This window comes from Rheinheimera pacifica (assembly GCF_900108485.1).
GTDB classification, from domain to species: domain Bacteria; phylum Pseudomonadota; class Gammaproteobacteria; order Enterobacterales; family Alteromonadaceae; genus Alishewanella; species Alishewanella pacifica.
Genome location: NZ_FNXF01000005.1, coordinates 137,180 through 159,927, shown reverse-complemented (window position 1 = coordinate 159,927; position 22,748 = coordinate 137,180). Strand labels below are relative to the sequence as shown.

The 22,748-nt window shown below is 52.2% G+C and carries 22 protein-coding genes; 8 read left to right on the top strand and 14 right to left on the bottom strand.

Annotated elements, in window-relative coordinates:
- Positions 1-52 precede the first annotated feature (52 nt).
- Entirely contained in the window at positions 53-427 is a 375-nt protein-coding gene (locus tag BLW68_RS08890) for a DUF4087 domain-containing protein (protein WP_092792445.1), read from the top strand.
- A 109-nt stretch (positions 428-536) separates the two neighbouring features.
- Here BLW68_RS08890 and BLW68_RS08885 read toward each other — a convergent pair whose 3' ends face one another.
- Positions 537-782, bottom strand: a complete 246-nt coding sequence (locus tag BLW68_RS08885; RefSeq protein WP_092792444.1) for an EF-hand domain-containing protein — start codon at positions 780-782, stop codon at positions 537-539.
- A 175-nt stretch (positions 783-957) separates the two neighbouring features.
- Positions 958-3,936: a di-heme oxidoredictase family protein gene (locus BLW68_RS08880; protein ID WP_092792442.1), complete on the bottom strand. Its 2,979-nt coding sequence runs from the start codon at positions 3,934-3,936 to the stop codon at positions 958-960.
- A 283-nt stretch (positions 3,937-4,219) separates the two neighbouring features.
- Between BLW68_RS08880 and BLW68_RS08875 the strand changes: the two genes are divergently transcribed.
- Together BLW68_RS08875 and BLW68_RS08870 are read left to right on the top strand one after the other, a co-directional pair.
- Positions 4,220-4,828 carry a LysE family translocator gene (locus tag BLW68_RS08875; protein WP_092792441.1) on the top strand — a complete coding sequence of 203 codons (609 nt, stop codon included), beginning with the start codon at positions 4,220-4,222 and terminating at the stop codon, positions 4,826-4,828.
- Between the two features lie 19 nt (positions 4,829-4,847).
- Positions 4,848-6,284, top strand: a complete 1,437-nt coding sequence (locus BLW68_RS08870; RefSeq protein WP_092792439.1) for an aminotransferase-like domain-containing protein — start codon at positions 4,848-4,850, stop codon at positions 6,282-6,284.
- Positions 6,285-6,302: 18 nt separating this feature from the next.
- On the opposite strand, the gene BLW68_RS08865 is transcribed toward BLW68_RS08870, so the two are convergent.
- The 9 genes from BLW68_RS08865 to BLW68_RS08825 all read right to left on the bottom strand — a co-directional run bounded on the left by BLW68_RS08865 (position 6,303) and on the right by BLW68_RS08825 (position 14,372).
- Positions 6,303-7,721, bottom strand: a complete 1,419-nt coding sequence (locus tag BLW68_RS08865) for an NAD(P)(+) transhydrogenase (Re/Si-specific) subunit beta (RefSeq protein ID WP_092792437.1) — start codon at positions 7,719-7,721, stop codon at positions 6,303-6,305.
- A 3-nt stretch (positions 7,722-7,724) separates the two neighbouring features.
- Positions 7,725-8,039: an NAD(P) transhydrogenase subunit alpha part 2 gene (locus BLW68_RS08860; RefSeq protein WP_092792435.1), complete on the bottom strand. Its 315-nt coding sequence runs from the start codon at positions 8,037-8,039 to the stop codon at positions 7,725-7,727.
- Positions 8,040-8,064: 25 nt separating this feature from the next.
- On the bottom strand, positions 8,065-9,192 hold the full coding sequence (locus tag BLW68_RS08855) for an NAD(P) transhydrogenase subunit alpha (RefSeq protein WP_092792433.1): 1,128 nt from the start codon (positions 9,190-9,192) through the stop codon (positions 8,065-8,067).
- 68 nt (positions 9,193-9,260) lie between these two features.
- The gene (dusC, locus tag BLW68_RS08850; RefSeq protein WP_092792431.1) at positions 9,261-10,211 is read right to left on the bottom strand and encodes a tRNA dihydrouridine(16) synthase DusC; all 951 of its coding nucleotides are present in this window, start codon (positions 10,209-10,211) and stop codon (positions 9,261-9,263) included.
- Complete coding sequence (locus BLW68_RS08845) at positions 10,211-10,366, bottom strand: DUF2256 domain-containing protein (RefSeq protein WP_092792429.1); 156 nt, start codon at positions 10,364-10,366, stop codon at positions 10,211-10,213. Before BLW68_RS08845 ends, dusC begins: the two co-directional genes overlap by 1 nt.
- Positions 10,367-10,368: 2 nt before the next feature.
- The gene (locus BLW68_RS08840) at positions 10,369-11,241 is read right to left on the bottom strand and encodes an HDOD domain-containing protein (protein WP_092792426.1); all 873 of its coding nucleotides are present in this window, start codon (positions 11,239-11,241) and stop codon (positions 10,369-10,371) included.
- Between the two features lie 105 nt (positions 11,242-11,346).
- The gene (locus tag BLW68_RS08835; protein WP_092792424.1) at positions 11,347-11,811 is read right to left on the bottom strand and encodes a hypothetical protein; all 465 of its coding nucleotides are present in this window, start codon (positions 11,809-11,811) and stop codon (positions 11,347-11,349) included.
- 116 nt (positions 11,812-11,927) lie between these two features.
- The gene (locus BLW68_RS08830) at positions 11,928-13,766 is read right to left on the bottom strand and encodes a M48 family metallopeptidase (protein ID WP_092792422.1); all 1,839 of its coding nucleotides are present in this window, start codon (positions 13,764-13,766) and stop codon (positions 11,928-11,930) included.
- A 15-nt stretch (positions 13,767-13,781) separates the two neighbouring features.
- Positions 13,782-14,372, bottom strand: a complete 591-nt coding sequence (locus tag BLW68_RS08825) for a LemA family protein (RefSeq protein ID WP_092792420.1) — start codon at positions 14,370-14,372, stop codon at positions 13,782-13,784.
- Positions 14,373-14,545: 173 nt separating this feature from the next.
- Between BLW68_RS08825 and glpE the strand changes: the two genes are divergently transcribed.
- Together glpE and glpG are read left to right on the top strand one after the other, a co-directional pair.
- Positions 14,546-14,872 carry a thiosulfate sulfurtransferase GlpE gene (glpE, locus tag BLW68_RS08820; protein WP_092792418.1) on the top strand — a complete coding sequence of 109 codons (327 nt, stop codon included), beginning with the start codon at positions 14,546-14,548 and terminating at the stop codon, positions 14,870-14,872.
- Positions 14,856-15,695, top strand: a complete 840-nt coding sequence (gene glpG / locus BLW68_RS08815) for a rhomboid family intramembrane serine protease GlpG (RefSeq protein ID WP_245728302.1) — start codon at positions 14,856-14,858, stop codon at positions 15,693-15,695. Before glpE ends, glpG begins: the two co-directional genes overlap by 17 nt.
- Before the next feature lie 20 nt (positions 15,696-15,715).
- Here the strand turns inward: glpG and BLW68_RS08810 are convergent, their stop codons facing one another.
- Positions 15,716-16,123, bottom strand: coding sequence for a flagellar basal body-associated protein FliL (locus BLW68_RS08810; RefSeq protein ID WP_092792642.1), 408 nt, complete (start codon positions 16,121-16,123; stop codon positions 15,716-15,718).
- Between the two features lie 179 nt (positions 16,124-16,302).
- Between BLW68_RS08810 and BLW68_RS08805 the strand changes: the two genes are divergently transcribed.
- The 3 genes from BLW68_RS08805 to BLW68_RS08795 are packed head-to-tail and all read left to right on the top strand — an operon-like array spanning position 16,303 to position 18,144.
- A complete protein-coding gene (locus BLW68_RS08805) occupies positions 16,303-16,830 on the top strand; it encodes a chorismate--pyruvate lyase family protein (RefSeq protein ID WP_092792414.1) in 528 nt (175 codons plus the stop codon).
- On the top strand, positions 16,830-17,702 hold the full coding sequence (gene ubiA, locus BLW68_RS08800; RefSeq protein WP_092792412.1) for a 4-hydroxybenzoate octaprenyltransferase: 873 nt from the start codon (positions 16,830-16,832) through the stop codon (positions 17,700-17,702). Before BLW68_RS08805 ends, ubiA begins: the two co-directional genes overlap by 1 nt.
- A 4-nt stretch (positions 17,703-17,706) precedes the next feature.
- Positions 17,707-18,144 (top strand): DUF192 domain-containing protein, encoded by a 438-nt coding sequence (locus BLW68_RS08795; RefSeq protein ID WP_092792411.1) that lies wholly within the window; start codon positions 17,707-17,709, stop codon positions 18,142-18,144.
- A 194-nt stretch (positions 18,145-18,338) separates the two neighbouring features.
- Here BLW68_RS08795 and BLW68_RS08790 read toward each other — a convergent pair whose 3' ends face one another.
- Together BLW68_RS08790 and BLW68_RS08785 are read right to left on the bottom strand one after the other, a co-directional pair.
- A complete protein-coding gene (locus BLW68_RS08790; protein WP_092792409.1) occupies positions 18,339-21,452 on the bottom strand; it encodes an efflux RND transporter permease subunit in 3,114 nt (1,037 codons plus the stop codon).
- An 11-nt stretch (positions 21,453-21,463) separates the two neighbouring features.
- A complete protein-coding gene (locus BLW68_RS08785) occupies positions 21,464-22,690 on the bottom strand; it encodes an efflux RND transporter periplasmic adaptor subunit (protein ID WP_092792407.1) in 1,227 nt (408 codons plus the stop codon).
- Positions 22,691-22,748 lie beyond the last annotated feature (58 nt).

Here is a 22,748-nt window from a genome sequence, read left to right as displayed (position 1 = left end):
AGCGTTTAGCCATTTCCACTGTTGTACGCCGTAGCAGGCTGCAGGATTTCACATGAAGTATTTAATAGCATTGTCCATTTTTGTATCTTCTTACGCTTACTCTGCGGACACCAGGTGCGGTTGGCTTGAAAACCCGACATCTGCCAATGTCTGGCTGTCAGATAAAGACGGCAGCTGGGCTATTTCTATACAAGGAGGCTATAGCGTTGATGATGAGTCAATGGCTCTGGCTTTTCTGGGCATGGAGAATAAGGATAATTTTGTTCGTACCAATAGAAACGGCGGTTTTAGCTGTGCCTGCTTAGTGGTAGATGTTAAAACGGACGATGGTTCAATCTCTAAAATCTATAAAGCTGAGCAGCTGTTACTAAAGCAGTGCCTGGAAGATATTGCCATTACCCCGGTTATTCCTTTGCCTTTTAAGTAGATGTTAAATCGAAGAAATATTCAGTAACGCCCGCTCGGGTATATCGGGCGCAACCACCGGCAAAATTAGTTTTGCCGGTTAGGGCCGGCTGCGGCCTTGCCCTTTGATTTTAGTATTCCCACCAGCAGTCTTGCCACCAGTCTAAAAACTCGGCGAAGTCGATATAACCGTTATTATTGGTGTCGATAAGCTTAAAACCCTCTTCAACATGGCTGACTTTGGTTTTGGGGGCCAAAGTCGTAAGCAGTTCGATAAACTCGGTTAAATCAATCCGGCCATTGCCGTCACGGTCAAAAAAATCGAAGTTGCTTTTTATTTCTGCAATTTGTGCTTCAGACAAATTTTCTGTATTCACTGGTATAGCCTTGTTTGTTAATAAAATAGCGCCTCAGTGTACTGCGCGGCGGAATATCTGTCTATGCCGTAAGCCTGCAGCTTGTGGCACAGCAAGAGCAGGGACAAGATAGCTGAAAGTGACTAAGTGACCAGAGAGTGAAAACCCGGTGCCTGGTAAGCACCGGGGCTTTATATTACAGCGATTTGAGGAAAGCCAGCAGCGCCTGGCGCTCTTCGGTGGGTAAGTTGATAAAGCGGTTTTTAATCACTTCAGCTTCGCCGCCGTGCCATAAAATGGCTTCGGTTAGTGTGCGGGCGCGGCTGTCGTGTAAATAACCTACCGGTGTACCGGCGGCAACGTGTTCGGTGTAGCCTATGCCCCATAACGCGGGCGTGCGCCACATGCTGCCGCCTGCTAAGCCTTCGGCGAAGTTATCGGCCAGCTCTTCGCCCATATCATGTAACAGCATATCGGTATAAGGCCGGATAGTCTGGTTACGCACTTCGTCAAACGCCGAGCGGGCGCTGGTTTGCACTTCGCTGACATGGCAGGCATTACAGCGGATGGCTTTAAACACTTGCTCACCCTGGGCTATTTTTGCCGGCTCAACATCCAGATACGCCATGGGCGATACGCCTTTAGGAAAACCACTGACCAGGCTGCGCTGTGCCGGTACGGCTAACAGGTGCAGATATTCTGTCATTAACTGCAGCGCTTCATCTGGTAAGCCGGGCTCTGTGCCGCTGGCCGCATCACAGTGCGTTGCCCCGGCCAGGCAGTTGCGGTTCGGGTAAATAGATGAGGTTACCGACATATCCAACAGGGCGGCATTGGCTACCTGGTGGCGCAGGCTGACTTTCCCTGCTTTCCAGCCGTAGCGGCCTAAACGCACGTCGCCGGTTTCCGGATCATAAGCGTAGTTGGCGGTACCCAGCACGCCGTCGGCATCGGGGGTGGTGCGTACCCGGGCCAAAATGGTTTCATCGGCAATGGCTTCAAGCAGGCCCATACCGATTAATGGCTGCGCCGAGCGCACGGAATAAGCTTCAGGCGTCGGGCCTTCAAAGGCGATTTCCGGTTTACGCAGTTCAACCACGGTACCGTCGGCAAGTTGTACATTTTTTGTGGTGAAACCGGCAACCACAGCCGCATTGCCCCAGTTTTGCACAGCGCCTGTGGTGGTTGAGCGCGCATTCATCTGCATTGCCTGGCCGTATATAGGGTGTGGCAGGTAATTGCCGTTGGCGTCGGTACCGGTGACGCCGGTACGTATTGCCATAGTATCAAGGCGCTGGTTTACTACTGTTGGCGCTACGCTGCGGCCATTGCTAACGTGACAGTTAAAACAGGATGACTGGTTAAAACGCGGACCTTGCAGCAACCGGCCTGCGTCATTGCGATCATTACCATCTTCGTTATGTTCGCCGGTCCATAAGTTGGTGTGCAGCCAGCGGCGGCCTTCCATAAAGCGCTGCATATTTTGCATGCCAATATTGTTGTGTGGCTGCTGAAATATAAAGGTAGCGTTGTCGGCATAATCGTATGATACCGAGCCCAGCCCGCCTTGCAGAGTGCTGTCTGGCAGTGGCTGGTTCATTAACCGCGGTTGCACACCGTACCAGGGGCGCAAGCCCTGGCCCATGACGTAGGTCAGCTCGTTGGTGTAATAACGAAAGCCGCCGTTATCGCCAATGGCATCCATCACTTCACGGGTAGAGAAGAACGAGCCGGTAAACTCAATAATATCGCCTTTTTTCAGCGCCCGTGCTGCTACGTTATTACCATTGGGCACCATTACGCCATCGGCATTAGCCGAAAGGGCTCTGTGGCCGGGGTAGGTGTCAAACACCACGCTGCAGCCGTCATTTGCACCAATGATACCGTTGTAGCCAGTGTTGGGGTTTAACAGCACACCATTGGCGGGCTTTTGCACTACCGGGCAGGGGGCTCCGTCACTCAGATAAGTGGAGTTGTCCAGCAGCCGGCCTGGGCTCATCCAGCCAAAACCGGTAACGTTGGGCTCATCAAAACGGCGCACAAAAGAGTGGCCACCGCCTTTTTGCGCTTGCAGGTAATACTGGTTGACGATAATCCTTGGTGCGGTAACACCGGCTACATTACTGTTATCAATAAACTCGACGCCCCAGGTACGGTTTTTAAAGTAGTTGGCAACAAAGTTTAAGTGCGCACCAGGGCCTTTATCAGCGGGGTTGCCCTGGGCGTCGACGGTTTCGTTCAGGCCAAAACCAATTTCGTTCCATTCTTCACCGCGTTCGCGGGCGTGGCGGGAGCGGCCAACCATACCAAACCGGGTAACCAGAGTGCCGTCAGCCAGAGTAAAGCGCACGCTTTCAACCGGCTCATCCGGGGCCGGCAGTGGCTGGCGGCCATTGCCACTTAGCGGGTAGGGCACATAGGAGGTATCCAACCGCGGCAAGGAGTTGTCGCTGCCCGGCGTTTTAAATTCGACTTCAAACAGTGAATAACCATACCGGGTGTGGCGGCTGATGCCTTGCAGGCGAACATAGCGGGCATCGATATCCAGATTAAAAAACTCTTCAGTGCCGCCCTGGGCGCCGGTAACGTAGCGTAGCTGATACCAGTCTTGGCCATCATCAGAAATATAAATGGCGTATTCTTCAGCGTAGGCGTTTTCCCAGTGCAGCTTGATATAACCAATGGCGGTTTTGGCGCCAAAGTCAAACTGTAACCAGGCGTTGTCGGCATCGGCCACACCATTGCCCCAGGCACTTTCCCAGCGGCTGGTTAAATCGCCGTCTATAGCTTTAGCTGCAGTGTTGTTGTTGTTTTCATCGCCGGACGAGCTGGCAGATACCGCAAATACCGCTGTTGCAGCGGTGCTTTTATTATAAGCTGCCGACAGCCTGAGTTCAGCCGGCGGTGGTGGTAATGACGGGCCACCCGGTTTGGGTAGCGGTTTAATGTCTGCGCTTGGCGCGTTTTCAAGAGCCGGCTCGGGCAGATCGTCTGCCGGGGGCGGAGTTTGCGTTGGCGGTGTTACGACCGGTGGTGTGGCAACCGGCGGCGCACTATCCGCACTGTCGCTGCCACCACCACAGCCTGACACCGCTAATGCCAGTGCAGACACAAGCAACCAGGCCGACACAGTGTGTCTGTTAGCGGCCGGTTTAACAAAAGACCAAAGGCCCATACCCATTACTCCACAATAAATATAAAAATCAGGATGTTTTTAAGTTTAGCGACTACAAAGCTGTTAATCATGAGTTAGTAGCAGAATGTTTTGTGTAATTAATTGTTTATTGCACCGCTGGTGTGACCTGATAGCCTGATGTAAGCACTTGGCTCAGGCTGTATTGTTTTACTGTTACTTTAATTTTATCTGTACTGCTTATTTTGCGCTGTTCTGTGTATATTTTCTGCCGGAGGGGCGCGCTACTGTGGTGGCTTAACGTAAGTAAACAGGAGCAAGCAGCATGGAGTTATTCTGGACCTTAGTTTTTTTTGCCTTTGCCACCAGTATTACACCCGGGCCGAATAATATTATGATTATGTCGTCCGGTGTTAATTACGGCGTGCAAAAAAGCCTGGCGCATCTGGCCGGTATTCAGCTGGGGTTTTTACTGATGTTACTGGCGGTAGGGCTGGGTGCCGGGCTGATCTTGCAGCAACAGCCATTACTACATCAGCTGATAAAATTAGTTGGCTCGGTATATTTGCTGTATCTGGCGTGGAAAATTGCCAGCGCTGAGCCAAAGCAAATAGAAACGGGCAACAGTAAACCGCTTAGTTTTACTCAGGCACTGTTGTTTCAGTGGGTAAATGCCAAAGCCTGGGTAATGATTACCGGTGCTATTGCGGCTTTTACCAGCTTGCAGGGCGTGTATTGGCAGCAACTGACACTGATTGCGCTGGTATTTTTGCTGGTGGGTTTGCCCTGCACTATCAGTTGGCTGATGTTTGGTGCCGGTTTAAAACGCTTACTGACAGCACCGGAGCAACGGCGCTGGTTTAACCGGGCAATGGGTGCTTTGCTGGCATTATCGGTTTTACCACCGTTATGGCAGGCGTTGCAGTGGAGTTAGCTAAACCAAAGGAGGGCGTGTGAGTTTTCGTTATCAACAACTGGCTGCCGAACTGCAACAACAAATAGAGCAGGGCCAATATGGCTGTGGTGAACGCTTGCCGGGCGTACGCGAACTGGCCAAACGCCGGGCGCTTAGCGTGTCTACCGTGGTGGCCAGCTACCGGCGGCTGGAAGCTGACGGTTACTTACAGGCCAATAGCCGCAGCGGTTACTTTGTTAAACCGCGTTATCAGCCACCACCACTCAGTAGTGTACCGCTGCAGCAAGCGGCCGAACCGGTTATTGTTTGTAGCCAGCAGATAGCGTTGTCGTTATCTAAAGCCGCAGCCGATCCGGCTTATATGCGCTTAGGCGCTGCGGTACCGGCTGCGGTTTACCTGCCACAGCACGCGTTGCAAAAAGCACTGCAACAAGTAATAAAAACCGAACCGGCGCGCTTAATGCGCTACGAAGCCAGCCGCGGCGCGGTCGAATTACGTCGTGAAATAGCGCGGCGTATGGCGTTACATGGCGCTGTCGTATCGCAAGACGATGTCATTATTACCAATGGTTGCCAGGAAGCGCTGATGCTGAGTTTAAAGGCTGTGACGCAGCCTGGCGATGTGGTAGTGATAGAATCGCCAGCGTTTTATGGTTTGCTGCAGGCACTGGAGGCGGCTGGCTTAAAAGCGCTGGCACTGCCCACCGACGCACAAACCGGCATGGCGCCTGACGTGTTGCAGCAAGCACTTGAGCAATGGCCGGTAAAGGCCTGTGTGCTGATTGCTAACTACAGTAATCCGCTGGGCAGCCTGATCCCGGACGGCAATAAAAAGCGCATAGTGCAGTTGCTGGCACAGCGTGGCATACCGTTGATAGAAGACGATACCTACGGCGATTTAGGCTTTACCGGGCCGCGGCCGGGCAGTTGTTTAGCGCTGGCGCCACAACAGGATATTTTTTACTGCAGCACTTTTTCTAAAACGCTGTCGCCGGATTTACGCCTGGGCTGGGTCATAGCACCAAAACATACGGCAAAAATAGAATACCTGAAGTTTATCAGCAATATAAGTACCGCAGCATTGCCACAATTAGCGGTGGCGAAGCTGTTGCAAAGCGGCCAGTATGAGCGGCATTTGCGCCAGGTACGGCCGCAGTATGAAGCGGCGGTGCAACGTATCAGCGGCAGTATTGGCCGCTTGTTTCCGCCCGGCACCCGGGTTAGCCAGCCTCAGGGCGGCTTTGTACTCTGGGTCGAGCTGCCACAAGACGTAGATGGTTACGAGCTGGCACAGCAGGCCCTGGCGGAAAAAATCAGTATAGCACCGGGGACTATATTTTCGCCCACAGCACCAGCCGGTAGCGCGGGCTACCGTAACTTTATCCGTTTAAACTGCGCGGTAGCGCAGGACGCAAGGCTGGAGCGGGCATTACAAACACTGGCACAGTTGTGCCAACAGCAATTAAACCGGTAACGGTTCTCACTGTGTCGGTTAATGCCCGCCGCCGAGTGATTTAATCGCCTGGATCATCGATACCATCACCTTTTGTGCATCGCCGTATACCATCTGCGTATTGTCGGCGTAAAACAGTGCGTTCTCTACGCCGGAATAACCTTTACCCTGGCCACGTTTTACCACGTACACCTGTTTAGCCATATCGACATTGAGCACCGGCATGCCGTAAATCGGCGAGCTTTTATTAGTACGTGCCGCCGGGTTTACTGTGTCGTTGGCGCCAATCACTATGGCAACATCGGCTTCTTTAAACTCGCCGTTAATATCCTCCATATCAAAGATAATATCGTACGGTACTCCGGCTTCGGCCAATAACACGTTCATATGGCCCGGCATACGGCCGGCTACCGGGTGAATGGCAAACTTTACTTCTACCCCGGCGTCCTGCAGCAGTTTTACCAGTTCGTACAGCTTGTGCTGCGCCTGGGCTACCGCCAGGCCATAACCCGGTGCAATAATCACTTTACTGGCGTAACGCATATTAATGCCGGCGTCGCTGGCATCAATTGGTTTTTGGCTGCCGGCCATATCACCCTGCGCTTCATCGCTTAGCTCACCAAAGTTAGAAAACAGTACATTGGCCACAGAGCGGTTCATCGCCTTGGCCATCAGTAGTGTCAGTAAAGAGCCGGCCGAGCCAACCACCATACCGGCGATCATCAAGGCCGGGTTATTCAGCACATAACCTTCAAAGCCAACAGCTAAACCGGTAAAGGCGTTGTACAACGAAATGACCACCGGCATATCAGCGCCGCCAATCGGCATCGTCATCATTACGCCGTAAATCAGCGCCAGGGCAAAGAATGCGGCAAACACCGGCCAGCTTACCATGCCGCCTTGCCAGATAATGTACACCCCAATTGCCAGCAGTACTAACAGCAGGCTGCCGTTTACCAGTTGCAAGGAGCCAAAGCGCAGGGTTTTATTGATGCGGCCATCCAGTTTTGCCCAGGCGATAAGCGAGCCGGATAACGCCACAGCACCAATTAGCCCGCCCAGAACCGCCAGGCTTAGTGACACTGAGCCGTGGGTTTTGTAGCCAATCAGCTCTATTGCGGCAATCGCCGCTGCTGCGCCGCCGCCCATGCCGTTATACAGCGCTACCATCTGTGGCATTTCGGTCATGGCTACTGTTTTACCGCTGCGCCAGGCCCAGCCAAGGCCAAGTGCCAGTGCAATCAATGCCAGTGTAAGGTTAGTGCTAAGATGTGGCCTGGCGGCTTCGTTGACATCCAGCGTATATAAAAAACTGGCCAGCACGGCCAGCACCATACCAATACCGGCAACAACGATGCCGGAGCGTGCCGTGAGCGGTGAAGACATACGCTTTAAGCCGTAGATAAACAAAAAGGCGGCAATAAAATAGCTGCTGTCGATGAGTAAAGCTGCGTTCATGCCTTACTCCTTATTGGTTTTGCTGGAAGGTTTAAACATTTGCAGCATGCGCTCGGTTACTACATAGCCACCGGCAGCATTGCCTGCGCCTAACAGCACGCCGAGAAAGCCGATGATCTGCTCGGGTAACGAGCTGGCGTTTAACAGCGCCCACAGCGCGCCTACCACTACAATGCCGTGAATAAAGTTAGAGCCGGACATCAGCGGTGTATGCAAAATGGCTGGTACGCGGCCGATAATTTCAAAACCGGTAAAAGCAGCCAGCATAAAAATATACAGCGCGACAAAGCCGGTTAAAATGGTGGTGGTGTAGTCCATAATGCTCCCCAAAAATAATGCCAGGTTATTGCTGTTCCAGCGCAGTTTTTACTGCTGCAGGTTTGATCTCGCCCTGATGCGTCAGTACGGTTTTTGCCTGCACTTCGTCATCCCAATCCAGTTTAATTTCGCCATCTACAATAAACAGCTGCAATAAATTCAGCAGGTTTTTGGCGTACAGCTCTGAGGCATGTTCAGCCAGCATCGAAGGTACATTTAACGGCGCTGCTATGGTGATCTGGCCCTGTGTAATGGTTTCACCGGGCACACTGTATTCGCAGTTACCGCCGCCTTCAGCCGCTAAATCAATGATCACTGCGCCCAGTTTCATGCCATCTACCTGGGCTTTACTAATCAGCTTAGGTGAAGGCCGTCCCGGTATGGCTGCCGTGGTAATAACAATATCGGCCTGCTGAATATGCCGGGTGACGACACTGGCAATTTTGTCTTTTTCTTCTGGTGTCAGCTCGCGGGCATAGCCGCCTTCGCCGCGGGCATCGACGCCGGTATCAACAAATTTGGCACCTAAGGATTCGGCCTGCTCTTTGGTTTCGGGCCGTACGTCATAGCCTTCAGTTATTGCGCCTAAACGCCGTGCGGTGGCTAAGGCCTGTAAACCGGCAACACCCAGGCCCATTACCAGGCAGCGGGCCGGGCGGATTGAGCCAACGGCGGTGGTCATCATCGGTAAGATACGCGCCAGCTTAGTAGCACCGAGCAGGGCAGCATAGTAACCGGCTAACGCCGCCTGAGATGACAGCGCATCCATGGCCTGGGCCCGGCTGATACGCGGTACCTGCTCCATAGCAAAGCAGGTAATGTGCTTATCGCGCAGTAAGCGGGTAAGGTCGGGTTCTTTATGCGGATAAACAAAGCTAAGCAACATGCAGCCGGGCGGCAGCAGGTTAATTTGCTCAGCTGTAGGGGGCTGCACTGCCAGCACTATATTGGCTGTTGCCAGCAGTTCTTGCTCTGTATTAACAAAGCGCGCCGTTGTATAGGCGCTGTCGGGTAATTTACTGCTAAGGCCTGCGCCGCTGAGCAGGCAGATATCGCAGCCCAGCTTACTCAGTTTATCAGCCACGGCGGGCACCATGGCAACACGCTTTTCGTGTGGCCGGCTTTCCTTCAGCACGGCAACCTGTATTGGCATAAAGCACACTCCTTAAACTAACTGTCTGAGGAGTATAGCCTTTATAAAAAACTTTGCGTCAATGCGGCCTAAGCGTGCTGGCTATGCAGCAGTGCCTGATTTAATGTCGCCAGAATATCGCTGCTTTTACGCAGTACACGCAGTTGCTGAAATAAGTCGGCGGCTTGTGGGTACTGCAGCTTTAAATAGCTAAACCATTGTTTGATACGGTTTGCATAGTACTGGCCTTTATCGCCGCTGATCTCAAATTCAGAGTAGCGCATTAGCAGCTCCAGCACTTGCGGCCAGGGCATAGCGGCAGCACCGGTGCGTATGCTTTGTGCCAGGTTTGGCATGGCCAATGCGCCACGGCCGAGCATAATATTGCTGCAATTGGCTTGTTGCTGGCACAGGGCAGCATCAGCGGCGTTCCAGATTTCGCCATTGGCTACCAGCGGTATACTCACTTGCTGCTTAATTTTTGCGATCCATGGCCAGTACGCGGGTGGCCGGTAGCCGTCGCTTTTGGTGCGGGCGTGCACGGTAAGCATGCTGGCACCCGCGCTGGCAATAGCAGCAGCATTGGCCAGCGTTAAGCTGGTATCGTCATAACCGAGGCGGATTTTAGCACTTACCGGGAAGGCCGCCGGCACGGCATCGCGCACGGCTTTAACTATAAGGTACAGTTGCTCGGTTTCTTTTAGCAGCACAGCACCGCCGCGGCTCTTATTTACCGTTTTGGCCGGGCAGCCAAAGTTTAAATCAACGCCGGGCGAGCCCAGTTCTACCGCGCGTACGGCATTTTCGGCCAGCCAGTTTGGGTCTTGCCCCAACAGTTGCACCCGCACCGGCGTACCGGCAAAGGTTTTGCCACCGTTTTGCAGCTCTGGACAAAAGCGGGTAAATACCCGTGCCGGTAGTTTTTGGTCTACTATGCGGATAAATTCAGTAATGCATAAGTCGTAGCCGCCAATACGTGTCAGCATATCGCGCATAAGGTGATCGACCACGCCTTCCATCGGCGCCAGTATAATTTTCATCAGCTTTGGGCCGGGTTGGCCGTTTTATGGCGACGGCAACGCTCTGAGCAATACACTACCTGCTCCCAGTTACGTTGCCACTTTTTACGCCAGCTAAACATCAGGCCGCATACCGGACAGCGTTTTTCCGGTAAATGCAGTTTTTGGTGCGGCATGATCAGACTGAGTAAACGGTATTGATGTGTTGGCGGTGCAGCAGTTCGGCCAGTTCAGGCAATTGCAGCGGTTCTATATCCAATACTTCGAGAATGGCGCCTTTGTGCAGCTCCCATTCCGGGTCCAGCGTAATATTAAATAGCTGGCGGCTTTCGCCACTGAAGTGCTCTGCCAGTTTTAGCAAGGCAAAAAGTTGTTTTTCCAGTTCACTGTCGGTTTCCAACATCAGTGCCGGGCTGTGGTGATAGGCAATAACATTGCACAACTCTGGCGTTAAGCCCCATGACTGTGCCACCAGAAAGCCTAATACCTCGTGGCAGGTATGAAAATACTGCTCTTCAATTTCGCTGTAACCCCGGCCTTGTTGCAAGCCTTGCTGCAGCAGTTGTTCATAGTTGCTCACCTGCTGCTGAATAAGCGCAATACCGGCGTTATGAAACAGGCCCAGGCTGTAGCAGTCGTCCTGAATATCCTGGCTAAAATTAAAATGCCTGGCCAGTGTCATGGCGATATTGCCGGTTTGCAATGCGCTGGACCAAAGTTTCAGGCTGAATTTGTCATCCCGCCCTTCAGACAGCGTAAAGCGTACCAGCACGCTGCGCACCAGTTTTAATACCCGGCTAACACCAAGAAATTTGCAGGCATGTTCAACAGAGGTAATTTTATGCCGCAGGCCAAAGAAAGCTGAGTTCACCACTTTTAATGTAAAACCGGCAATACCGATATCGAGGTTTATCAGCGCGGCGATGCGTTTAATGCTGGGTTCCGGCATATCCAGTTGTTGCTGAATATGCTGCAGGATCTCCGGTTGCGGTGGTATGGTAAAGCCGTCTAACGCTTGTTCAATTGCTGACATATCAATGGCATGCGCCATAACACCTTCTCCGGTAACAAACTGCCAACTCAGCGGCTAATAGTAAAAGCCGCTAGGGTGAAATGCAAAACAGTTTTAGGGTATTTATTGCCACTACTCTGTCTACTACGAGTCGAGATAGGGGCGGCCGGACATCAGCTGCTGCGCCAGTTGCTGTTCGTTTTGTTGTTCGTTCAGTTGCAGATCGTTAAATTGCACATCGAACTGGATCAGCTCTTCATCACCAAGATGCTGAGCCACTAAGCGATCTGGTACCTGGCCAACCTGCCGGTAGGCATTAATGGCAACCTGGGCGGCTTGTTCCATCAATAATAAAAAGTGGCCTAATGGGAATTGCTGGAAAATGTCGGCATCCAGATGGGCCCAGCCGAGTAAGTCACCACTGATAGCACCATCGGCATGGTCGGTAAACATCATAGATACGGCCGGGCAGGACGGGTTTTCACCGGCCTGATATTGTTCGGCGTCTTCGCTGTTAAACACCAGCACATAGCCAAAACTCGGGCTGCCCTCAGCATCCATCTCGTCAAATGACGTATCGTACATCAGAAATAATCGATTATCGGTCATGACGTTTTCCTGCTGAAAAAATGGCCGCTAATTTTACCTGAAATTAAGCAGATGCTAAAGGGTGAACTGTAATGATAACGGCAATACCGGCTGATATGGATTAATTAAGCGGTAAATTACGCTCCGGGCTGATAGGGTATTTCCAGTAACAGCGCCAATGCCAGCAGTAATGCCTGCTCTTGTGTTACCAGCAGCTCGTCTGCCCGCACACCGGCTTCAATAGCCTGCCACAATTGTTGCTTTTGCTGCGGTGCCAGTGCCAGCAAGTGCGGCAGTTGCTGGCTGAGGCTGGTAAAGCTGAAATCGGGCCTGGAGCTGTCAGCGGTAAAAGGCAATACAGCAGCGGCAGCCTGCCAGGCCTGTTGTTGCTTGGCAGTGTCACCGGCAACCTGGCTAACCAAAGACAGCAGTGCGCTAACTGCAGGTTTTAGTTGGGTCAGGGTTTTACCCGAGTATTTACGGCTTATCTGCTCTGGGTCAAACTGCACTGCCACGCTGTGCTCTACAAATTCGCGTGCCAGCCAGCTACCGATATCCGGTGAGCCGGCAGCCTGTATCAGTGCCTGTAACAATTGTTCAAACTGGCGGAATTTGCTTTCGGATAAGGTTTTCAATGCCGGGATCAACCGCTGCAATAACTGCACTTGTTGTAGTGTATCCAGGCTTGCCACGCTGTCACACAGTTGATCGGTTTGCTGCAATAAACTGGCTGAGCCCAGCTCTTTAATCAGCTGCAATTGTTTTTGGCGGATATCGTGATCCTGCTGCAGTAGCAAACAACACACCAGCGCGGTAGCGGGCTCTGTCTGGCGGCTGCTGTGTAGCAGCAATAAAGGTAACGCCTGTTGCAGGCGCTCAGTATTAGTGGGCTTAGCTTCATTGGTGCCGGCGGTAGCATCAACTGCCGTTTGTGCGGCCCGGGCTGTGGGGAATTTGCCGTTCCAATGGGGTTCCAGGCGTTTTATCCGCGTGGCCAGTGGCGGATGTGTGGCAAAAATTGACGCCCAGCGGCTAATCGCTTCACCAAAAAACAAATGGCTGTTTTCGTCGGCATTCTGGTTTTTAATTTTACTCGAGCCGCTGTGGCTGCCAATGGCTTTTAACGCCCCGGCGATACCGCGTGGGTTGCGGGTAAATTGCACGGCAGAGGCATCGGCCAGAAACTCGCGTTGGCGGCTTACTGCCGCTTTAATCAGGTTACCAAAGAAAGAGCCTAAATAGCCTATTACCACTAAGCCCAGCGCCAGCAGCACTATGCCGCCGCCATTGTTTTTACTGTTACCGGAAGAGCGGCTGCTGGCACGTATGGCACCTGCTCTACCGCTGCCGCGCAGCATGTAGTAGCCAATATGTCCAAGAAACAGGATGCCATTTAAGATGGCAATCAGGCGGATATTCATCCGCATATCACCGTTTAAAATATGGCTGAATTCATGGGCTATAACGCCTTGTAATTCGTCGCGGTTTAATTGCTCCAGGCAACCCTGGGTAACGCCAATTACCGCATCAGCCGGGCTGTAACCGGCAGCAAAAGCATTAATGCCCTGTTCTGGCAGTAAATATACCGGCGGCACCGGCGTATTGGCGGCCAGTGCCATTTCTTCTACCACGTTAAGCAAGCGCCGTTGTAGTGGGTCCTGGCTGTCGGGTAATAACCGTATACCACCGAGCGATTCGGCTACTACCTTACCACCAGCCCTCAGCTGCTGCCATTTAAACAACACGGCTATGGTTACGGCAGCCAGTACGACGATACTGACCCAGCCTACCAGATGCCAGGGCAGGGTTTGCCAGTGCAGGGATGATAAAAAAGCCGGGTCAACAAAGCCCAGGCTAATTAAGGCGATAACATTGGTCAGCATCAACAGCAGCAGGACTGCCAGTGTAAACAGCACCACTAAAATGCGGGTATTACGCCGGGCTAAATCCTGCTGGGCAAAAAAGTTACTGCTCATGTTTTGCCATGCTACTTAAAAGCTGACTTTAGGTGCGGCCTGAATGGCGGCGCTGTCAGCAAACTCCAGCAGCTTGGCATCTGCTGCATGGCCAAAAGCGGAAGCAAGCAGGACCGGTGGAAAGCTTTGTTTGTAGCTGTTGTAATCGGTAACCGCGTCATTAAAAGCCTGACGGGCAAAGGCTACACGGTTTTCGGTGCTGGTAAGCTCTTCAGATAACTGCATCATATTCTGGTTGGCTTTTAAATCCGGGTAGGCTTCCATTACCACATTTAAGCGGCTCATGGCACTTTGCAATGCGCCTTCAGCTCCGGCTAAGGCACTGATAGCTCCGGCATCGCCCGGGTTGTTTGCTGCAACTTTTAACCCGGCCAGTGCTGCATTACGGGCATTAATAACGGCCTCAAGCGTGTCGCGCTCGTGTGCCATGTAGGCTTTGGCAGTTTCAACCAGATTGGGGATCAGGTCGTAGCGGCGTTTTAGCTGCACTTCAATTTGGGCAAAGGCGTTCTGAAAACGGTTTTTCAGTTTTACCAGCTGATTAAAAATGCTGATAACCCAGAATACTATGGCAACTAAAATAGCCAGAATAATCAGGCTGGTCATGATGTCTCCGAGGTTACGGTAATGTAGGTTGCTATTGTTAACAATAATTTAATCAGTGTCCAGCGATTCTTGTTTAACTAGCATTAAACTGCGGTGGTTGGGGCTGCGATGTGTCTGGCTGGTAATTCCTGATAGCTGCGGTATCATAGCCAGCCTGACATTGAGGGGTAATTATGAGCGATTTTCAACATATTTCTGTGGCACAAACGGCTGAATTACTGGCTGCAGGTAAGGTAGTTATTGCCGATATCCGCGATGAGCAAAGCTTTGCCGGTGGCCATATTGATGGGGCTTTTCATCTGACCAATGGCAGCTTAACTGGCTTTATGCAGCAGTATGAGTTTGAACAGCCAGTCGTGGTGGTGTGTTACCACGGTAACTCCAGCCAGGGCGCGGCACAATATTTAGCCCAGCAAGGTTTTGAACAGGTATACAGCATGGATGGCGGCTTTGAAAGCTGGCGCCAGCAGTTACCTTTTGTGAGTGGCGACAGTGCATAAATTTGCCGAGTTAAATTCTGCTAAGGCGGCACAACTATTTGCTGCTTACTGCGTAGCGCAGGGGCTTGAAGTAAATGCAGTAGTGCAGCAGCCAACGCTGGCAGAGCTGTATGGTGCAACAGAGCAGTTGGCGCGGATAGAGCAGGAGTTTGCCCGTTTTTTACAGCAGCCGGCGCATCCGCGGTATCAGGCCGCGGCCTGGCAACTAAGCCAGCCAGACACGCAAAAATTGCAGGATGATGGCTTGCCGGTGTTTAACTGGCGCGAGCTGTGGCGTCAGGCACCTTTAACGTCTGCACTGTTGCTGTTATGCCTGTTGGTGTATCTGTGGCAGCAAGTAGACTGGCGCAGCAGCAGCGGTGCCCTGCAGCTTACTGAGCCCGCCCAGCTGTGGCGCTGGTTTACGCCGATGCTATTGCATTTTTCGTTAACTCATCTGGTGTTTAATCTGGCATGGTGGTTGTATCTGGGGCGTCAGTTTGAGCAACGGCTGGGGCTGGTAATGTTGCTGAATGTCACCCTGTCGGTGGCGCTTATTTCAAATGCTGCGCAGTACTTTATGGTTACTCCTAATTTTGGCGGCTTATCTGGCGTGGTATACGGTTTATTTGGTTATTTCTGGATAGCAGGGCGGCTAAACCCGGCGCAGGGTTTGTATATTAGCCCGGGGCTGGTTGGGTTTATGTTGTTATGGTTATTGCTGGGGTTTTTCGATGTACTTTGGGTAAGCATGGCAAACTGGGCGCATCTGGGAGGTTTACTAGCCGGTATGGGTTGGGCCTGGTTGCTGCGTAAACACACAGGCCGTGGACATGCGCAATAAAGGGCTTACTGAGACAGGTGCTACTGATATAGATACTTGGTAAATAAAATATCTCTGATCATAGCGTTGCCGGTTTCTTTTTTCATCGCCTGCTGCAGTTTATCTAAAATAGCCAGGCGAATTTCTTCACGGCCGGTAAGCGACTTTATTTTATCTTCCGGCTGTTTGGTAAAGGTGCCGATAATAAGATCCAGTATCAGCGGTTCATGATGTTCAATAGCGGTCAGATAAGCTTTATCTTCGATCATCAGCTCGACAGTAACGCGGATATAACCCAGGCTGCGGCGGTTGCCGGAAATATAGTTAGTTACGATATCCGGGTCAAAACCGTAATAGACAATTTCTTTTGGCTGCTGTGCAACAGCGGGGGGGGTTGCTAATAGCAGCGGCACTGACAGCACCAGAGAAAGCAGCAGGCTTTTGATCATAAGTATCACTTTTGGTTGAGGAATAAATGGCGGCAACGACACTAACAGTAGCGTTAAGCGTGGCATTTTACCAGCTAACTTAGTTTACAGTAAGCCGTTTTTCTGTGTTGATTACGGCTGAAAAGTCAGCCTGAAGTTGCTATGATGCGGCCAGACTTTTGGTTGCAGAATAGATATTTGTGAGCACTCCCCTGATTTCTCTTGCCCGGCACTGGCAGGACGCCAATACCCTGGCGTTACCGGCCGCGTTAGCGCCGTGGATTTTAGAACCCGCCTCGCTGACCGCACGTTTAAAGCGGCATTGTCAGCGTTTTCGTCTGCAGGTATTACAGGAGCACAGCGCCGTATTACCCGAATTTTTACAACCCTTGTTACCTGACACTACTGCAGCGCAGGTGCGGGAAGTAATTTTGTGGTGCAACGATATGCCCTGTGTGTATGCTCAAAGCTGGCTACCCGAGCAAACTATCGCCACGCTGCGCCCGCTGGCCGATTTAGGCGAGCGGCCTTTGGGTGACTATATTTTTCAGCATCAGAGCCTGCACCGCGGCACTATTGAGGCAGCGCAGCTTGACGTTATGCTGCCTCAACTGAATATTGCTGCGCGCTGTTATGTGCGCCGCTCGGTATTTCAGTTGCAAGGCCAGCCACTGCTGGTAGCTGAAGCCTTTTTGCCTGATATCAGTAAACTGGAAGCGACCTTGTGATGAAACTGGCGCTGCACTGGGCCCATCGTGATTATTACCTGCAACTGATGCGGATAAATAAGCCGATAGGGACGTATTTGCTGCTATGGCCGACATGGTGGGCACTGTGGCTGGCTGCCGAAGGCCCGCCGGCGTTGTGTTTGCTGCTGGTGTTTAGCGCTGGTGTGGTGTTAATGCGCGCCGCCGGTTGCGTAATTAACGATTACGCCGATCGCAAATGGGACGGTGCGGTAGAGCGCACTAAACAGCGGCCCCTGGCCAGCGGTGCGATAAGCAGTAGTGAAGCGCTGCAGTTATTCGCTCTGCTGGTGTTGCTGTCTGCCGGTTTATTGCTTTTTTTAAACTGGCAGACAGTATTGTTATCGGTGGTGGCTTTACTGCTGGCGTCGGTGTATCCCTTTATGAAACGTTACACCCATTTGCCGCAGGTGGTGCTGGGCGCGGCTTTTAGCTGGGGTATGCCAATGGCGTTTATGGCTATTCAGTTACAGTTGCCGCCCATACTGTGGCTGCTTTACGTTGCGAACTTGCTATGGACAGTAGCGTATGACACTTACTATGCGCTGGTAGACCGGCCGGATGATGTAAAGGTAGGCATTAAATCTACCGCTATTTTATTTGGCAAATATGCCTTAGCCATTATTGCGCTGTTGCAGTTGTGTACTTTACTGCTGCTGGTTACAGTGGGGTATTTGGCACAATTACATCTGGTGTATTACCTCAGCCTTATTGCCGCTGCTGGCTGCTTTATTTATCAGTATATTATTGCCAGACGCAGTCGTCAGGGCTGTTTTAGTGCGTTTTTACATAATCACTATGTGGGGATGCTGGTGTTCGCCGGTATTGCCTTAAGCTACCTGTTACAAGGATAAACCGATGATAAAACGATTTTTAGTTATGCTGGTTTTGGCAATGCCGTTATTGGCCTGTGCTTTACCGGCAGATGAGCGGGAAGTATTCAGCCTGGTGCCGTTGCAGCTTGGCGAGCAGCGTATACAGGTGCAGTTGGCAGATACACCGCAAAAGCGCGCACAGGGGCTGATGTTTCAGCAAAGTGCAGACCCGGGCATGTTATTGTTGTACCGCGAGCCAACAGAGATTTCACTGTGGATGCTAAATACCGCTATGCCGCTGGATGTGGCTTATATTGATGCCAACTGGACTATTGCAGAGCTGATTACGCTTGAACCCTATGATGAAACACCAGTGCCTGCAAAGCAGCCGGTAATCGCCGCGCTGGAAATGCCGCGCGGCTGGTTTGCCAAATATGGTGTCGCGGTTGGGCAAAAGGTAACGCTACGTCCAGAGCAATAACCCTGAATTTGAATTAAACACAGGGAGCACTGCGCCGATAGCGCAGCCTCAGACCTTTTCGCGCCAGCGAAGGCGGGTAACAAATTCATTTGTCGCCTTTTGCCTGCGGCAGGGCTCAGACACTCTGTGGCGCCCAAATCGGGCATGCCATCCTCAGAAAAAGATCTGCTTAGCCTTTAGTTTTGCTGTCCTTATCATTTTTCCGGTAATGCGCGGCGCAGCAGCAAAAAATACAATACCGGCATTAGCAGCATCGACACCAGCGGCGCGGCCAGCATACCGCCCAGCATAGGTGCGGCAATACGCTGCATAACCTCATTGCCGGCCCCGCTGCCCAGCATTACCGGCAGTAAACTGACAATAATGGTCAGCACTGTCATCGCTTTTGGCCTTACCCGCTGCACAGCACCCTGCATAATGGCTTGCCAGAGCTGCTGCTGATTTTGTGGTTTTACTTCCTCTACTGCGCGCTTTAAATACAGCAACATGACCACCGCAAATTCGGCCGCCACGCCACCTAAGGCAATTAAGCCTACGGCAACCGCTACCGACAGCTGGTAATCGAGCAAATACAGCAGCCATAAGCTACCGCTAAGCGCAAAGGGTAAAGTAACTAGCACCAGCAGCACATCACTAAAGCGGCGGAAGGTTAAATACAGCAGCAACACAATAAGCAGTAAGGTAAAAGGCAGCAGTTGCTGCAGGCGCTGTGTTACCCGCTGCAGATATTCATACTGGCCGCCGATACTGACACTAACCTGCGGTGCAAAGCGCTGCTCAGCCAGCAGCTGCTGCAACTGCGCAATATAAGTACCAAGCCGGGTTTCTGCTGGCAGATCGATATACACCCAGCTGGTTAACCGGGCGTTTTCAGCGCGGATCATCACCGGGCCCTGTATTACCTCTACCTTTGCTACCTGCTCCAGTAGCAGGTAGGCGCCGTCAGCCGTTTGCAGCGGCAACCGGCGGATATCATCCGGGTGACTGCGGCTGTCACGGGGGAAGCGCAGGCTTATATCGTAGCGCTCGCGGCCCTGAATGCTTTGTGCTACCGGCGCACCGCCAATAGCAAAGGCGACATATTGCTGCAGCTCGGCGAGTGTCAGGCCGTAGCGGCCCAACTGCTGTAAGTCGGGTGTGATTTGTAAATACAGGCCATCTTCAGCGCGCTCAGCAAATACCGAGCGGCTGCCTGGCAGTTGTCTGATCTGGCTTTCCAACTGTTGTGCTGTTTGTGAAATAGTGGCCAGATCCGGCCCGCTGACACGCACCCCCACTGCGGTACGAATGCCAGTAGATAACATATCAATGCGGGTTTTTATCGGTGGCAACCAGGCATTAGTCAGGCCCGGTACCTGCACGGTGGCGTCCAGCTGCGCAATAATATCATTAAGCGTAACCCCATGCCGCCACTGGCTTTGCGGCTTTAACTTAATGCTGGTTTCCAGCATTGTCAGCGGAGCCGGATCGGTGGCGGTATCGGCGCGGCCACTTTTACCCAGCACGGTGTCTACCTCGGGCACGGTTTTTATTAAGCGATCCGTTTGCTGCAGCAGCTTTGCCGCCGTGGCCGGGCTTATACCGGGCAGGGTGGTGGGCATATACAGCAGATCGCCTTCAGCAAAGGCTGGCATAAACTCGGTAGATAATCGCTGCCACGGCAGCAGGCTGGATCCCAGTGCCAGCAAACACAGCAGCACTAAGGCTTTTGGAAAGCGCAGACACAATGTTAGCAGCGGGGTATAAAGCGCAATCAGCAGGCGGCTAAGCGGGTTGCTGTGTTCTGAGGGCAGCTTACCGCGTAAAAAGTACAGCATTAGCACCGGGATCAGCGTTATTGCCAGCAATGCCGCCGAGGCCATGGCGAAGGTTTTAGTGTAAGCCAGCGGGGCAAATAGGCGGCCTTCCTGCGCTTCAAGCATAAACACCGGTAAAAAACTGACGGTGATCACCAGCAAAGAGAAAAACAGCGCCGGGCCGACATCCAGGCAGGCATCGATAATGGTCTGGCGAAACTCTGCAGCGCTCAGCTCTTTACCGTTAGCACGGGCCTGTTCCAGCTTTTTATGGCCGTGTTCTACCATGACAATGGCTGCATCTACCAAAGCGCCAATGGCAATAGCTATACCACCCAGGCTCATAACGTTGGCATTAATGCCCAGTTTTTGCATCAGCAAAATACTGGCCAGCAGAGCCAGTGGTAAGCTGATTACCGCAACTAACGCAGAGCGGGCATGCAGTAAAAACACCAGACACACCAACGCGACTACCGCCATTTCTTCCAGCAGTTTCTGGCTTAAATTGCTGACGGTGTTTTCAATCAGCTCGGAGCGGTCGTACACCGTTACCAGCTCAACCCCCTCTGGCAGGCCGTTTTTCAGCCCGGCCAGTTTATGTTTTACTGCATTGATGGTACTAAGCGCATTTTCGCCCTGGCGCATCACAATAATACCGCCAATCACTTCACCTTCGCCGTTCAGTTCGGCAATACCGCGCCGTGCTGCCGGTACTAACTGCACAGTGCCAACATCAGCTAGTGTCAGCGGGTAATCGGCGCTGTTACGCACGCCAAGCGGCACTGCGGCCAGGTTTTCCAGCGACTGAATATATTCACCGGCCTGCACCAGCAGTTCAGTTTCGGCTACTTCAATAATGCCGCCGCCCTGCTGCTGATTATGGTTGTTAATAGCACTAATCACCTGCGCCAGAGTAACGTTATAAGCACGCATCAGGCGCGGCTCTATTTGCAATTGATAAGTTTTTGCCATACCGCCGATGCTGGCGACTTCCGCCACACCACCAACGCTTTGCAGTTCGGGTTTAAGGAAAAACTGCTGCAGGCTGCTGAGTTGCTCCAGTGACTGCTGGCCGGTTCTATCGACCAGAGCATACTGAAATATCCAGCCAACACCGCTGGCATCGGGCCCTAAGGTGGCATTGGCACCTGCGGGCAGAGTAACGGTTTGCAGATATTCCAGTACCCGGGATCGCGCCCAGTAGGGGTCGGTGCCATCTTCAAAAATAACATACAGATAGCTGTCGTTCGGCATGGAGAAGCTACGTACGGCTTTGGCTTTGGGCACGGCCAGTAACGCACTGGACAGCGGATAGCTGATTTGCTGCTCTATGGTTTCTGGCGTCTGGCCCGGGTAGTTGGTTTTTATAATAACCTGCACATCGGATAAATCCGGCAGGGCATCTAATTTCAGTTGCTGGCTGGCCTGATAGCCAAACAGTGCCAGCGCAAAGGTGCTTAGCAAAATCAGCAGCGGGTTTTGTACCGACCAGCGAATAATAGCTTTAATCATGTTCGCTGCTCCTAATGCTGATGACTGCCAGCGGTACTTTGTGGCAACTGGCTTAAACTGGCCTGGGCATCAAGTAAAAACTGGCCGGATACCACCACCTGCTCCCCCTGATGTAGGCCGGTTAACACCTGCACATAACCCTGGGCGCTGCTGCCGGTAGTAATATGCCGTACACTGAAGCTATCGCCATCTTTAACAATAACCCGGCTTCCGTTACCTGATAACAACACCGCATCACGCGGTACCGCCAATACATCACGCAGCGGCCCGCCATACAAACGTACCGGCAGCAACATATTGGGTTGCAGCAGTTGCTGTTTGTTATCTACCGTCATGCGTACTTTGCTGCTGCGGCTTTGCGCATCCAGTGCCGGGTAAATAAAATCGATCCTGGTTTCAATGCCTGTTATCTGATGCGATGGAATATCGACCTCCGCGCTCATACCTTCACGCAACCAGCTTTGCTGCGCTTCAGGTACATCGGCCAGTAGCCAGACTTTGGCTAAGCTGGTGATCTCCATCAGGGTATCGCCGGGGCTGATATACATACCATCACGCACGTTCAGCACAGTTACCACACCATCCTGATGGGCATACACGGTTATTTGGTACTGGCTTTGCCGGCTTTGTTGTAGCTGGCTAATATCGTTATCGGTAAGGCCAAGCAGCCTTAGGCGGGTTTCGGCACGTTTTAGCAGGCTGCTGCTGCGCTCGCCATTTTGTTTACTGACAGACAACGCCTGCAGATAATCGTCCTGTGCTACCAGTAAATCCGGGGCATAGTAACTAAACAGTTTTTCACCGGCTTTAACGCGCTGGCCCAGGCTGCGCACATACAATTGTTCTATCCAGCCTTCGGCGCGGATATGGCTGTGGTGAATAGCATCTTCCGGGTACTGCACCTGGGCAAAACTTTCAATAAAGCGCCATAACGTGCGCGGTGCTACAGCTTCGGTACGTATCGCCAGCGCTTGCTGCATAGCACCGTTAACGTCTACTGCTGCTGTAGTTTGTTGGCGCTGCAGCACTAAATCCATGCCGCAAATCGGGCAGTTACCGCTTTCGCCTTGCTGAATATGTGGGTGCATCGGACAGACATACAGCGGTGTTGCTTGTGGTAATACGCTCTGCTGCGCCGCAGGCGAAGCAGCCTGATGAAGATGTTCACTATGATCTTGTGCCAATAGGGCAAAAGCCGGTTGCAACAACAGCAAGGTTATAAAATAAAAAGTACACATAATATTTTCCTGAAACAATACCAACCCGCGTGCAAAAGCACAGCATTAACAAGGTCTA